Raw genomic sequence first — 14,023 nt, 5'->3', positions numbered from 1 at the left:
TGTCACTACTACTCGATGGCTATAGGGCTTGTTGTACCCTAGCGTAATAGCCAAATGAATCAACTATAGTCGCATTTATCCCAGCGTATTGATTCACTGTGGCATAATGACGACAAAATAGCTGCAAAGATAAGCAGGCGAAATGGCCTAGCCGAAATAAAACTAATTCCATTATCATAAAGGAAATCGTTGCATCCGGCACTATAAGACCGCCGTCGTCGATAAAAATTCATTGATAGAGAACACATAATGCATATTTTTGGCAAAATTCTGGGTGCCTTTTTTGGCTTGTTACTTGGCGGGCCGCTAGGTTTACTCTTTGGCTTATTTATTGGCCATCAATTCGATAAAGCACGTCGCTTGAGTCAAGCCGGGTTCTCTACTGGCGGCTTTGGAAAAGGGCCAAGTCAAGCTCAACGCCAAGAAGAGTTTTTTAAAGCGGCGTTTGCGGTAATGGGACATGTGGCAAAAGCGAAAGGCCAAGTCACCAAAGAGGAAATCCAACTGGCTTCAGCCATGATGGACCGCATGAATTTGCATGGCGAACAGCGTCGCGCAGCGCAAGACGCGTTTCGTGAAGGTAAAGACAGCGACTTTCCGTTAGAAGATGTTCTTGTTCGTGTGAAAATTTCGACAGCTGGTCGCTTTGACTTGTTGCAATTTTTCTTAGAGCTGCAAATCTCGGCGGCCTTTGCAGATGGCTCAATCCACCCGAGTGAACGAAATGTACTACACAAAATTGCACGTGGTTTGGGTTTCTCTTCTGAGCAATTAGAGCGTCGTTTGCAAATGCAAGAAGCCGCATTTCGTTTCCAAAGCCAGGGCGGTTTTCATGGTCAGCATCAAGGCCAATCTTCAGGTGGTAGCTGGCAACAAGCTTCACAAGCGGATCAGTTGGCCGACGCGTACAAAATTCTGGATGTGTCTTCAGATGCAGACAGTAAAACCGTTAAGCGTGCTTATCGTAAACTGATGAACGAGCATCACCCGGACAAATTGATGGCTAAAGGTTTACCACCAGAGATGATGAACGTCGCGAAAGAGAAATCTCAAGAGATTCAAAACGCTTACGATCTTATTAAGAAGGTTAAAGGCTTTAAGTAGCCGGACGTTTTCTATCAAACATTTGGATTTAAAAAGGGCACTCAGTGCCCTTTTTTCATGTCTTAGTCTTTGAGTTGCCAGTGTCTTTAGCTTTTGGCCTATTATGTCCCTAATGCTAATTGACCTCACATCCCCCCAGTTTAGTTGGCTTGATTCAAGTCCCAATCGTATTCGTATTTCACTTTACCAGAGAAGTTTTTGTATTGCGGTGCGTACTTTGCGATGTGTTTGAAGATTTGTTTTTCTCCACCAAAGTCCGTTGCAAACCAATCATAAATAGAAGACAGTTGCGCGGTGTTACCTTGGATAGATACGCCTTTGCTGCTGTTGATAAATGTTTTGGCGGCACTATCCAGTAGAGCTTGCGTGTTGTCAGCAGTGAATGCTTGAGATTGTAGGTTAGGGCATCCCAAACTTGCACAATTTACGGCGTAATGCGTTCTTGGGTCATTCCAAATTGGACGCAAAATTCGATGTTCAATATCGTTTAAAGTTAGATCCTTCCCATTGACCACGACCACATCGTCTCCCCAAGGACCAAAGCTAAATAAACCACCTAGCTTGGTGATTGATTCGACTGGATAGTTATCCAAAATAAGATCTACCGTGATGGCGTTGTAAAGGTTTACCCAATAGGCATATTGCTCTGCTTGGTTGTATTGTAGAGGGTCTAGTTTTGCCAAACGCTGGATGTATTGTTTCAGCTTAGTTTTATCGACAGAGGAGACTTGGCTATAACGAAACAAGGTATTCTCACCTTGTTCAACCAAATAAGCATCGAGCAATTGCTGCCAATCTTGATGAGAGATCTGACTTTGATTAGCCTGATTCGATTGTTTCCAATACGGCCATAAGTCGGATTTAGGTGCGGCAAATGTTGATAAAGAAACCAGAGCACACAACAGCAATAACAGACGCTTCATAGAGATACCTTTGAATGAGATATTGTTGATAGTGTAGACCAGTTTAGTGCTTGTTTTCTTTCAGTAATCAGTGGCCTTTATTCGCCGTCACTCTGAGGAGCATAAGCGATATCAGGAATCTAATACCCACAAACTCTTGAGTAAAGACAGTATGAATCTGCACAGTGCGCTCTGGCAGTAGATCCTGAATTACACTCCTTCGTCGCTGTTCAGGATGACGAATTTCAACAGAGGCGTTCGGTATTCTGTAAGCAAAGCGATATGAGAACGGTTACCCAAAACATTAAAAGGGCCGACAATTGCCAGCCCTTGATTTGTGTATTTACTAACGCGTCTTAACGCAAGAAGCTTGGAATATTCGCTTCGTACTCGGCAATCTTATCTTCGTGCTGAAGGGTTAGACCAATGTTGTCCAAACCGTTTAGCAAGCAATGACGACGGAACGAATCGATTTCAAAGCTGTACTCTTTGCCGTTGGCACGAACCACATTCGCTTCTAGGTCGACCTCGACTTCTGCACCTTCATTCGCCTCAACAAAATGGAAGATTTCATCCACTTCTTGCTCAGTCAAGCGAACTGGTACCATTTGGTTGTTGATCGAGTTGCCGTAAAAAATATCGGCAAAGCTTGGAGCGATCATCGCTTTGATGCCGTAATCCGCTAGTGCCCACGGTGCGTGCTCACGAGATGAGCCACAGCCGAAGTTCTCACGAGCCAGCAAGATAGACGCGCCTTGGTAGCGAGGTGCGTTCATCACGAACTCTGGATTTGGCTGTTCGCCAGCATCGTCTAGGAAGCGCCAGTCATGGAATAGGTGCTTACCAAACCCTAGGCGGGAGACCTTTTGTAGGAACTGCTTTGGAATGATGGCATCAGTATCAACGTTCGCTGCATCTAGAGGAACAACTAAGCCTGTGTGTTGTTTAAAGCCTGACATTGGTTTGCTCCTTAGTCTAGTTCACGAATATCTACAAAGTGACCAGCAATTGCTGCTGCCGCTGCCATCGCAGGGCTCACTAGGTGGGTACGGCCATCACGACCTTGGCGGCCTTCAAAGTTACGGTTTGAAGTAGACGCACAACGTTCATGTGGACCCAAACGGTCATTGTTCATTGCTAGACACATCGAGCAACCTGGTAGGCGCCACTCAAAGCCCGCTTCTTTAAAGATAACGTCCAAGCCTTCCGCTTCTGCTTGCGCTTTTACTTGCTCAGAGCCAGGAACGATTAGCGCTTGAACGTGAGGCGCGACTTTGCGACCTTTCGCTACTTCAGCGGCTGCGCGCATGTCTTCGATACGTGAGTTAGTACAAGAACCAACGAAGACTTTATCGACGTTGTAATCAGACAATGACTTGCCTGCCTCTAGGCCCATGTAAGCCAATGCTTTTTCTGCCGATGCTTTTTCTACTGGGTCGGCAAAGCTTTCTGGTGCTGGGATAGGTTGATCTACCGCGATAACTTGGCCTGGGTTAGTTCCCCAAGTGACTTGTGGTCTGATATCCGCTGCGTTTAGTGTCACGACTGCATCAAACTGAGCATCATCGTCCGTTTTTAATGTCTTCCAGTACTCTACTGCTGCATCAAAATCCGCACCTTGAGGTGAGAATTTACGGCCTTTGATGTATTCGAACGTGGTTTCATCTGGTGCAATCAAACCGGCTTTCGCTCCTAGCTCAATCGCCATGTTACATACGGTCATGCGGCCTTCCATTGAAAGGTCTGTGATCGCTTCACCGCAGAATTCAACTACGTAACCTGTACCGCCAGCAGCTGTGGTTTCACCGATGATGGCTAGCACGATATCTTTAGCCGTGATACCCGGAGCCACTTTGCCTTTTACTTCGATCTTCATCGTTTTAGCGCGCGCTTGTTTTAGCGTTTGAGTTGCTAATACGTGCTCAACTTCAGATGTACCAATACCAAAAGCGAGAGAACCGAACGCACCGTGTGTAGCCGTGTGCGAGTCACCACAAACAATGGTCATGCCCGGTAGGGTAATACCAAGCTCTGGGCCCATAACGTGCACAATACCTTGGTATTTGTGGTTAATGTCGTAAAGCGTAACACCAAACTCTTCACAGTTTTTCGATAGCGTTTCCATCTGGATACGTGCCATCTCACCGGATGCGTTGATGTCTTTGGTGGTTGTTGAAACGTTGTGGTCCATGGTGGCAAAAGTTTTGCTGACTTGACGCACTTTACGACCTTTTTCACGCAAGCCGTCAAATGCTTGCGGAGACGTCACTTCATGTACCAAGTGACGGTCGATGTACAAGATTGGGTTTTCCCCTTCTGCTGCGACGGCAACGTGTGCGTCGTAGACTTTTTCGTATAATGTTTTGCCCATTGTTTGCTTCCTTTCCTCGTTATCCTTGTTGCTTTGTTTTAGCACCAATGACTTAGAGGTAAGTCATTGGTGGATAGAGGATTTAGTATTTATTATGAATCTGTTCTGTATTAAGAGTTTAAGATGTACTCAGCGATCTTATCGCCCATCTCAGACGTCGAAAGTGCTGGGTTGTCACCAGCAAGGTCACCCGTAAGCTCACCCGCTGATAGTGCTTTTGAAACTGCCGCTTCAATGTCTTGTGCCGCCGTTTCCTCACCTAGGCTATAACGTAGCATCAGTGCCGCAGACAGGATTTGTGCCACAGGGTTAGCGATGTTCTTACCTGCGATATCTGGTGCACTGCCACCTGCTGGCTCGTACAGACCGAATTTACTTTCGTTTAGGCTTGCTGAAGGCAACATACCCATAGAGCCTGTGATCATCGCGCATTCATCAGAAATGATGTCGCCGAAGATGTTTGAACACAGCATTACGTCGAACTGAGCAGGGTCTTTGATAAGCTGCATAGTCGCGTTATCAATGTACATGTGTGACAACTCGACATCTGGGTAGTCTTTTGCGATTTCTTCGACTACTTCACGCCATAAGATAGAGCTTTGTAGAACGTTCGCTTTGTCGATAGAGCACACTTTCTTGCGACGTAGACGAGCAGAGTCAAAAGCGATTTTTGCAATACGTTCGATCTCAAAGCGGTGGTACACCTCAGTATCAAATGCTTTTTCTGTTGCGCCTTCACCTTCACGACCTTTCGGTTGGCCGAAGTAGATACCACCCGTCAGTTCACGGACTACCACGATGTCAAAGCCGCGACCCGAGATGTCTGCACGTAGCGGTGAGAAAGCTTCAAGACCTGAGTGAATTTGCGCTGGACGTAAGTTACAGAACAGTTGGAAGTGTTTGCGTAGTGGAAGTAGGGCACCACGTTCAGGTTGGTCGTTTGGTGGTAAGTGCTCCCACTTAGGGCCGCCAACCGAGCCGAATAGGACTGCATCAGACTCTTCACATGCTTTTATTGTGCTCTCTGGAAGTGGGCAACCGTGGTTGTCGATCGCGATACCACCGACATCATGCTCGTCACGCTCAAACGCAATACCATGTTTCTTTTCGATTGCATCCAATACTTTATGTGCCTGCGCCATTACTTCCGGGCCAATGCCGTCACCGGGTAGGACGGCAATTTTGTACGATTTGTCTGTCATGTTAATCCTTTAAGTTTTCTAATTTTGAGCTTAATTATTTCAACGAGCGTGTTCTTTCCTGAGCCGTGTAGCCCGGTTGTTATTACACAGTCGCAATCTTTTTCTGCTTCATTTCTTCGATTTTATCTGCACGATGAATGCTGTTAATAACGTGCAATAATGCTTGGCCGGAAGCCTCAACGATGTCGGTGGAAACACCCGTACCGTGGTATTTGCGACCTTTGTAGTTGGCAATGATGTCTGCTTGACCCAAACCATCTTCACCTTCACCTTTCGCGGTTAGGTCGAATTTATCCAGAACGATGTCGTAGCCTGTCACGCGGTAGATACATTGGTATAGCGCATCAACTGGGCCATTACCGACCGCTGCTTCACACATTTCTTCATCACCGCATTGCATTTTGATGCTGGTGGTAGCCATTACGCTGCCTGACTGCACGCTTAGGTAGCTCAATTTGTAGAAGTCATCTTCTTCACGCAAGTTCGAGAAGTGCATTAGGGCTTCTAGGTCGTAATCGAACACTTGGCCTTTGCGATCAGCAAGTTTCAAGAAATCCGCATACAGCGCGTCTAGGTTGTACTCGTCTTCGTTGTAACCCATGGTATCCATATGGCTCTTCACGGCAGCGCGACCGCTGCGGCTGGTTAGGTTCAGAGCTTGGTTTTTTAGGCCAATAGACTCAGGGGTCATGATTTCGTAGGTATTCTTATTCTTCAACATGCCATCTTGGTGGATGCCTGAAGAGTGGCTAAACGCATTTGCACCCACAATTGCTTTGTTGCTTTGAATAGGCATATTGCATAGCTGGCTAACCAACTTACTGGTGCGGTGAATTTCATCATGCTTAATGCCAGTGTGAACGCCCAAAAACTCTTGACGAGTCTTGATGATCATTGCGATCTCTTCAAGTGAACAGTTACCCGCTCGCTCTCCAATGCCATTGATCGTGCCTTCTATCTGACGTGCGCCAGCTTGAACGGCGGCAATAGAGTTGGCAACTGACATCCCCAAATCGTCGTGACAGTGAACGGAGATGATCGCTTTATCAATGTTCGGAACGCGGTTAAATAGGGTTTCAATAATCCCACCAAACTCACTTGGTACGGTGTAGCCAACGGTATCTGGAATGTTGATTGTACTCGCACCTGCATTGATGGCGGCTTCTACCATGCGACATAGGTTGTCGATTGGAGTACGACCAGCATCTTCACAAGAAAACTCGACATCATCAGTGTAGTTACGTGCATGTTTAACGGCGTTGACTGCCATTTCTAGTACATCGTCGTAGCTGCGGCGTAGTTTGTCTTCTACGTGAATGGTGGAAGTGGCTAAAAACGTGTGAATACGGAATTGGTCAGCCACTTTTAAGGCTTCAGCGGCAGCATCAATGTCTTTCGCAACGGCACGCGAAAGGGCACAAACTCGACTGTTTTTTATGTTTTTTGCGATGGTTTGTACAGACTCGAAATCACCTGGTGAAGAGATTGGGAAGCCAGCTTCGATAACATCAACGCCGAGTCTTTCCAGCGCATAGGCAATCTGCAGTTTTTCTTTAACCGTCAAGCTTGCTGACAACGCTTGCTCGCCATCACGCAATGTGGTGTCGAATATAATGACCTGATCGTTCATGTTTGCTTCCTTCCTGATTTCTGCACTTTTGCGCAAGTGAATCGTTTACTTCCAGTATTTAGATATAAAAAAACCCGCATTCTCATGCGGGTTCTTAGAAATTGGTGTGGTTATTTTTCTTCCACAGCCTACCCGCGCGAACTGGTCACGATCAGGAGGAGGCTAAGCAGGATAGAAAAATGAGCTGACATAGTTGTTAAGCTTTCCACATAATTAAGTTAACAAATTAGTACCGCACTCCATGAAGCGCGTCAACCCTAAAGTCGATTTTTTATTCATATCGGATGAGTCTTTTCGTTTGCTTGAAAAAAATGATGCACTAAGTGAAACGACATGATGCGATAGAAACGTGCTAGAAGAAGTAAGTTCTCATCAAGTTTGCGACGTTTCATTACCAAAACAAGCATCGGGATTGCGACTTGTCACACAAAGGTCCGAATTGTTTGGCAAAAGTTTTGAATGACCATTTATAGTAGTGCAGTTGCACTAGGTAAAAGAAATAAGGGTTAGGGAAAGAATGAGGTTAACAAAACAATTTGGACGTTCAGCCATAGTATTTACTCTGGTCAGCTTGTCGGGTTGTCAGCTGTTTCAATCGCAGACCTATGTAGAAGTGGCTTCCCCCGTTGTTATGAATGATCACTCGCAGAGCGTCATGGTCATCAATGATCAAATGGATCGATTTTTGAGTTATGAAGGACGCGAATCGTTCTTGAATCAGATGCTTGTTGCCCTTGAGTCTGACAGCCGAAATAAGTTTAAAGGTAAAGATCCGGAAACGTATTCTTGGTGGAAGATCCGTGTTCAACCTAGTGAGAAACAGCAAGCGGAAGTTTTCCGACCAACCACTGAAGGTGTCGATACTTCAAACCCAGTAGAGTTTATGGATGTCTCTTACCGCTCTAAGACCACATTAAACCTACGCTCCAAACCGAGTCTTGAAGGGGCAAAGCTTGGCGTATTATCGAAAGGGGAAGTCTTTAATGTGCTAGCAAAAGTGGTTGATCAACCTTGGTTTCTCGTTGAACAGAAAGGAGTGATAAAAGGTTATGTCCATAAGGATTATGCGCGCAGCAATGTGATAAATCGTGACATTTTATCTACTCAGCCTAACCCTCTACTAGAGCCTAAATCGAGTAAAACGGAGCAAACGAGTATAGAGCATGAACTGTCGGGAAACTATACTTGCCGCTCACTGAGCTATGAGCTTACAAAAGATGGCGACATGACGACGGGCTCTTTGCGCGCCTGCCGCAAGAAGAGAAAAGTCTGGTATATAGACACCCCTCAACCGCAACCAACAAACCCTTCTTAATGCTCTATTTTTATGGTTATGCCCAATAGATAAATTGTTGGGCACACCTTAATTTGGCCTTTGTCATTAATTGTCCAAATTCCCGTCATGCTGTTGTCACCTAAACCTCCTACTTTTCACACAAAGGCGTTGTCAAAGTAAGGAAAGGTCACATGCGAACCATAGAGACAATTACACAGCCAATTGCAACCATTGCTAAGTTTGATTTAGCGCTCTCTAGTGTTTGTCTTAAGCACCGTTTTAATCAACAAGTCGCCAATATCAGCAAAGGAGTCTCCCACAGTGGTGACGGGCACCTTTACTTGGTGTTGGGTTTATTAGCTTGGTATTTAGATAAGGAGCAAGGAGTCTGGTTTTTACTGGCGGGTTTACTTGCTTTTGCTATCGAGCTACCAATTTATTGGACGCTGAAAAATAGTTTTAAGCGTCGTCGCCCTGAAGAGCTTAATGCACTCCTTCCTGCTTTTATTACACCCTCTGATCGCTACAGTCTTCCTTCAGGACACACTGCCGCTGCGTTTGTCATGGCGACGCTGATTGACCATTTCTATCCGAGCCTAGGCGTTGCTGCATTCTTTTGGGCAAGTTTAATCGGAACCGCGCGAATCTTATTGGGTGTGCACTTTTTTACCGATGTCATCATTGGTGCGCTGCTTGGCAGTCTTTGTGGTGGATTAGCGATTGCGATGTTAGGAGGCTAATTGATGAAAATCTTGTACGGTGTTCAAGGGACAGGAAACGGACATATTGCACGCGCAAGGGCGATGAGTCATGCGTTTAAAGAGCACGATGTTGAGGTCGACTTTTTGTTTTCTGGGCGAGCGCCGGAAAAATACTTTTCAATGGAAGCATTTGGCGATTACCAGACTCGCCGAGGCTTCACCTTTATTACCGAAAAAGGCTCTGTAAACTACGCGAAAACAGCATTGAATAACAATTTGGTGCAGTTTTTCAAAGAAGTTAAGCAACTCGATCTGTCGTCCTACGATCTTATCATTAATGATTTCGAACCTGTGACTGCGTGGGCAGCGAGACAACAAAATAAGCCTTCTATTGGTATCAGCCACCAAAATGCTTTCCGTTATCCGGTGCCACTAAAGGGAGCAAGTTGGTTAGATAAATCCGTCATTGAATACTTTGCGCCTTCTCAACACCACCTTGGTTTGCATTGGCATCATTTTGATCAACCTTTGTTACCACCGATAGTGCATACCGTCGATAGCCAAGCAGAAAACGACGACTTCGTGTTGGTGTATCTACCGTTCGAATCGATTGAAGATATCTCGGACTTATTGTTCCACTTTAATCAACAAGCGTTTATCTGTTATCACCCGGATGTGATCGAATGTGAGCAGGTAGAAAACATAGAACTGCGCCCTTTATGCCACAGCAACTTCCAGCATCATTTGCATCGCTGTAGTGGTGTCATTGCTAATGGTGGGTTTGAGCTTCCTTCAGAAGCCTTGTCTTTGGGGAAAAAATTGTTACTAAAGCCACTCGCGGGTCAATTCGAGCAGCAGAGCAATGTTGCGACCTTAGAAGATTTAGGGCTTGCGATGTCGATGGAGAGCTTAGACATTTCCGCAGTACGCCAGTGGCTAAAGGAGCAACAAGCCGAAAGTGTGAAATACCCAGATGTTGCTCAGGCTATTGTTCATTGGGTACTGCAAGGTGCATGGGATTCAAAAGCAGAGTTATCCAGACAGCTGTGGGAGCAGGTTGATTTTCCAAGTTACGTGTCGAACATTTAAGTACGTTGTTCTAAGTACATTGTTCCTTCCATTTTTGACACGATTTTGTTGCAGCCTTTCTATTTGGAAGGCTGCATTTTTATTCTTCCTCTCTCATTTCTATTCAGTGTGTATTTGCTGATAATTTGACTGATAAGTGCAAAATTCAATCAGAGATATAGCTGTCATCTGTTGTTCTTATTTCAACTAATAACTGAGCTAAATGCATGCTTGTGTTGACCGCCTGTCCTATCAATTTGCTAAATACGTCCTCAAAGAATGCATTTTTACGTGTTTTATAGTTTTTTATGTTTTTATCAAATCTTTGTTATTTAACAAATAAATACCTAATTGGCTAAAATTTACTGATTAAATATCAATCTAGTTGCGAAACCGCAATCGATTAGTTGATAGTACAGTTCGAGCCGGAAGTATCCGGACGATAAATATAATAAAAAGTTAGGTTATCTATTCGTAAAATGATTCGAATCCAGCCGCCGTCTTTTGTGCGAGATGGGATTCTATTCGTTATGAATTTAATGAACAAAGTTGACGATTACAAAAGAGGCGCACTCAATGTTAGAGAAGAAAGACGCGATGAGCGCAATTGCTAGCTACCGTATGGAAAGCACTTTGCGTGGTGTAGATTTAAACCTACTGACTGTATTTGATGCTGTAATGCAAGAGCAAAATATTACTCGTGCAGCACATAACCTAGGCATGTCTCAGCCGGCGGTAAGTAACGCCGTGGCACGCTTAAAAGTGATGTTTAACGACGAGCTATTCATGCGCCAAGGCCGTGGTATTCAGCCTACGCAACGAGCACGTCAACTGTTTGGCCCTATTCGCCAAGCACTACAGCTGATTCGCAATGAACTTCCTAGCTCTGTATTCCAACCAGAATCTTCGACTCGCTTATTCAAGCTTGCGATTTGCAGCCCTTGCGACATGCGTTTTGCTCCGAAGATCATGGCAAAAGTGAATCAACAAGCACCAAACGTTCAGCTTCACCTAGATGCAGAATTTGACCGTTTGTTGTCTGAGCGTATGCGCTACCAAGAAATTGATTTCGTGATCGACTACGCTCGTTTTGATGAGCAAGGTTTCTCAAGTACTGAAATCTTCAAAGATGAATTAGTGGTTATCGCATCAAAAACACACCCACGCATTCAAGGTGGTGTGACGGCTGAGCAACTGCTTAACGAAAAGCATGCGAAGTTATCGAAAGTGCATGGCCAACGTAGTTTCTCAGAGCAAGCGTACCGTGAACTGGATTGCCAAGCGGCGTATGAAGGTTCTAGTTTAAGCAACCTACTATACGTGGTGGGTCAATCTGAGCTTGTGACTATTGCACCACGTTGGATGGCGGAAAATGCGGTAAACAGCGATCAACTGCAAATTCTTGATTTCCCATTTGCGAACAAAGAAATCAGCGGATTCTTAAGCTGGCATGAATCAAGTGAAAAAGATAAAGGCCACATTTGGCTACGCGATCAACTGATGATCACTTGTGGTGAAGTCGTTGCCGCAAAATAAGATGACGTTTGGTCTTCTCGATTAGACCATATTGGTAATCATCAATTTTTACAATTCATTGGTCCCCGAGCGATTTTTGTCTCTCGGGGCTTTTTGTTTTCGTAATCAACAATCGAAACAGTAAGTTAAATAGAGTAATCATTCAGCAATTTGAGGTACGTTCGCGACGTATAAGTGATAGTTGTCTCTTATTAGTGATAAGTTTGATACTGGTCAGTTGCGTTTTAGCAAGCCGTGAGTACACTTGTTCGCTCAATTAGCTTACGCCTGTAAGCCAAAAGGTAAGTAAAAGAATGGCCAAGTTAGATTTTCATATCGTTAAACGTATTCGTGAACAAATTGCGAACGGTGGTACACGCGTTGCACTCAAGCATAAAGTGGGTGAGGAGTGGCAAGGTATTACGTGGACGCAATTTGGTCAGCAAGTTGATGCTTTATCACTTGCACTTTTGGCTCAGGGATTAGGAGTCCAAGATAAGATCGGCATTTTCTCGAACAACATGCCGCAATGGACGATCGCTGATATCGCAGCACTGCAATTACGCAGCGTGACAGTACCTATTTACCCAACCAATACTGCCGCCCAGTCGGCGTACATCATTAACAATGCAGACGTCAAAGTTCTGTTTGTTGGTGAACAGCCTCAATTTGATGCAGCAGTGAGCATTTTCGACCAGTGCGAACAGTTAGAGCTCATTGTTGCGATGTCTGATGATATAGAACTTGGCGATCATGATTTCGTTATCTCTTGGCAAGCATTTGTTGCCAAAGGCGACGCTACATATCAAGTTGAATTGGACGCGCGTTTAGATCAGGCAAAAGAAGATGATCTACTCACGCTGATCTACACCTCGGGTACAACAGGCCAGCCAAAAGGCGTTATGTTGGACTACGCAAACATTGCGGCGCAATTGGAAGGGCACGATCAGCGCTTGAGCCTTTCTCAAAGTGACGTGTCATTATGTTTCCTTCCGTTGTCACACGTATTTGAGCGCGCTTGGACCTTTTATGTATTGTACAAAGGGGCGACCAACTGCTATTTGCAAGACACCATGCAAGTACGTGATGCACTGAGCCAGGTGAGACCTACCGTGATGTGTGCCGTACCGCGTTTCTATGAGAAGATCTTCTCTGCGATTCACGAGAAAGTGTCTCGCGCGCCGATTCATCGTAAGATCATGTTTACTTGGGCAGTCAACATGGGCGCAAAAATGGCCGCTTGTCATCAAGAAAAACGTCAGCCATCGCTCTTGCTGCGTAAGTCATACGCTTTGGCGGATAAGTTGGTTCTGAGCAAACTGCGTGCGCTACTTGGCGGGCAAATCAACTTTATGCCTTGTGGTGGTGCAAAGCTGGATGAAACCATCGGTCGATTCTTCCATGCGATTGGTATCAACGTTAAGTTGGGCTACGGCATGACTGAAACCACGGCGACAGTATCGTGTTGGGATGATAAATGTTTTAACCCCGACTCTATTGGTATGTCGATGCCTGGCGCACAGGTTAAGATCGGCGAAAACAACGAGATTCTGGTTCGTGGTCCAATGGTGATGCGTGGCTATTACAAAATGCCAGAAGAGACGGAAAAGACCTTTGATGAGCACGGTTTCCTAAAAACGGGCGACGCTGGTTACATTGATGAAAATGGCAACTTGTTCATCACCGACCGTATCAAAGAGTTGATGAAAACTTCAGGTGGTAAATACATCGCTCCACAAATGATTGAAGGTGCGATTGGTAAAGACCACTTTATCGAGCAAATCGCAGTCATTGCGGATACTCGTAAGTTTGTTTCTGCGCTTATCGTGCCTTGTTATGACTCGCTAGAAGAGTACGCGAAAGAGCTGAATATCAAATATCACGATCGCGTTGAGTTGATTAAGCACCACCAGGTGGTCGAAATGCTTGAGAAGCGTGTGAACGATCTTCAAAAAGAGTTGGCAAAGTTTGAACAAGTGAAGAAGTTTAAACTGTTACCAAGAGCTTTCTCTATGGATGATGGTGAGTTAACGCCAACTCAAAAACTTCGTCGTAAAGTCATCAATGACAAATACCAAGATGAAATTGAAGAAATGTATAAGGAAAAGTCGGATAAAAAGTAACTTAAGCTGACTTAGATTTTATATTGATGAAAAAATCCCCAGTGATGTGATCGCGCATTGCTGGGGATTTTTGTTTGTATTGATTTTTTCTGCTTTGCTCGTCAAATAACGCTATTTCGCACCCAATAGCT

11 protein-coding genes are annotated in these 14,023 nt (G+C 45.0%); 6 read left to right on the top strand and 5 right to left on the bottom strand.

Translation table 11 applies throughout. The annotated features are described in order from the left end of the window. Positions 1–249 precede the first annotated feature (249 nt). Positions 250–1,104, top strand: a complete 855-nt coding sequence (djlA, locus tag R7R24_RS10805; RefSeq protein WP_005383076.1) for a co-chaperone DjlA — start codon at positions 250–252, stop codon at positions 1,102–1,104. Between the two features lie 140 nt (positions 1,105–1,244). On the opposite strand, the gene R7R24_RS10800 is transcribed toward djlA, so the two are convergent. From R7R24_RS10800 to leuA, 5 genes are all read right to left on the bottom strand, one after another. Continuing rightward, on the bottom strand, positions 1,245–2,027 hold the full coding sequence (locus R7R24_RS10800; protein ID WP_054579262.1) for a DUF547 domain-containing protein: 783 nt from the start codon (positions 2,025–2,027) through the stop codon (positions 1,245–1,247). Positions 2,028–2,362: 335 nt separating this feature from the next. Continuing rightward, positions 2,363–2,965, bottom strand: coding sequence for a 3-isopropylmalate dehydratase small subunit (gene leuD, locus R7R24_RS10795; protein ID WP_042522424.1), 603 nt, complete (start codon positions 2,963–2,965; stop codon positions 2,363–2,365). Positions 2,966–2,976: 11 nt separating this feature from the next. Further along, positions 2,977–4,377, bottom strand: coding sequence for a 3-isopropylmalate dehydratase large subunit (leuC, locus tag R7R24_RS10790; protein WP_005383069.1), 1,401 nt, complete (start codon positions 4,375–4,377; stop codon positions 2,977–2,979). A gap of 110 nt (positions 4,378–4,487) precedes the next feature. Further along, positions 4,488–5,579: a 3-isopropylmalate dehydrogenase gene (gene leuB / locus R7R24_RS10785; protein WP_054579261.1), complete on the bottom strand. Its 1,092-nt coding sequence runs from the start codon at positions 5,577–5,579 to the stop codon at positions 4,488–4,490. 82 nt (positions 5,580–5,661) lie between these two features. Next, a complete protein-coding gene (gene leuA, locus R7R24_RS10780; protein WP_005379685.1) occupies positions 5,662–7,209 on the bottom strand; it encodes a 2-isopropylmalate synthase in 1,548 nt (515 codons plus the stop codon). Positions 7,210–7,726: 517 nt separating this feature from the next. Here leuA and R7R24_RS10775 point away from each other — a divergent pair. From R7R24_RS10775 to R7R24_RS10755, 5 genes are all read left to right on the top strand, one after another. Then, positions 7,727–8,524: an SH3 domain-containing protein gene (locus R7R24_RS10775; protein ID WP_054579260.1), complete on the top strand. Its 798-nt coding sequence runs from the start codon at positions 7,727–7,729 to the stop codon at positions 8,522–8,524. 152 nt (positions 8,525–8,676) lie between these two features. Beyond that, the gene (locus R7R24_RS10770; protein ID WP_033906038.1) at positions 8,677–9,225 is read left to right on the top strand and encodes a phosphatase PAP2 family protein; all 549 of its coding nucleotides are present in this window, start codon (positions 8,677–8,679) and stop codon (positions 9,223–9,225) included. A 3-nt stretch (positions 9,226–9,228) separates the two neighbouring features. After that, positions 9,229–10,275 (top strand): MJ1255/VC2487 family glycosyltransferase, encoded by a 1,047-nt coding sequence (locus R7R24_RS10765; protein ID WP_005379691.1) that lies wholly within the window; start codon positions 9,229–9,231, stop codon positions 10,273–10,275. Positions 10,276–10,830: 555 nt separating this feature from the next. Beyond that, positions 10,831–11,790: a LysR family transcriptional regulator CalR gene (calR, locus tag R7R24_RS10760; protein WP_005379693.1), complete on the top strand. Its 960-nt coding sequence runs from the start codon at positions 10,831–10,833 to the stop codon at positions 11,788–11,790. A gap of 293 nt (positions 11,791–12,083) precedes the next feature. Then, positions 12,084–13,892: an AMP-dependent synthetase/ligase gene (locus R7R24_RS10755; RefSeq protein WP_005379694.1), complete on the top strand. Its 1,809-nt coding sequence runs from the start codon at positions 12,084–12,086 to the stop codon at positions 13,890–13,892. Positions 13,893–14,023 lie beyond the last annotated feature (131 nt).

Source organism: Vibrio sp. 704 (genome assembly GCF_033339295.1).
This window is presented reverse-complemented; position numbering and strand designations above follow the sequence as displayed.

Bases quoted from the DNA above. Each gene is read 5' to 3' on its own strand.
- djlA (WP_005383076.1), top strand. From the start codon at position 250: ATGCATATTTTTGGCAAAATTCTGGGTGCCTTTTTTGGCTTGTTACTT.
- R7R24_RS10800 (WP_054579262.1), bottom strand. From the start codon at position 2,027: ATGAAGCGTCTGTTATTGCTGTTGTGTGCTCTGGTTTCTTTATCAACA.
- leuD (WP_042522424.1), bottom strand. From the start codon at position 2,965: ATGTCAGGCTTTAAACAACACACAGGCTTAGTTGTTCCTCTAGATGCA.
- leuC (WP_005383069.1), bottom strand. From the start codon at position 4,377: ATGGGCAAAACATTATACGAAAAAGTCTACGACGCACACGTTGCCGTC.
- leuB (WP_054579261.1), bottom strand. From the start codon at position 5,579: ATGACAGACAAATCGTACAAAATTGCCGTCCTACCCGGTGACGGCATT.
- leuA (WP_005379685.1), bottom strand. From the start codon at position 7,209: ATGAACGATCAGGTCATTATATTCGACACCACATTGCGTGATGGCGAG.
- R7R24_RS10775 (WP_054579260.1), top strand. From the start codon at position 7,727: ATGAGGTTAACAAAACAATTTGGACGTTCAGCCATAGTATTTACTCTG.
- R7R24_RS10770 (WP_033906038.1), top strand. From the start codon at position 8,677: ATGCGAACCATAGAGACAATTACACAGCCAATTGCAACCATTGCTAAG.
- R7R24_RS10765 (WP_005379691.1), top strand. From the start codon at position 9,229: ATGAAAATCTTGTACGGTGTTCAAGGGACAGGAAACGGACATATTGCA.
- calR (WP_005379693.1), top strand. From the start codon at position 10,831: ATGTTAGAGAAGAAAGACGCGATGAGCGCAATTGCTAGCTACCGTATG.
- R7R24_RS10755 (WP_005379694.1), top strand. From the start codon at position 12,084: ATGGCCAAGTTAGATTTTCATATCGTTAAACGTATTCGTGAACAAATT.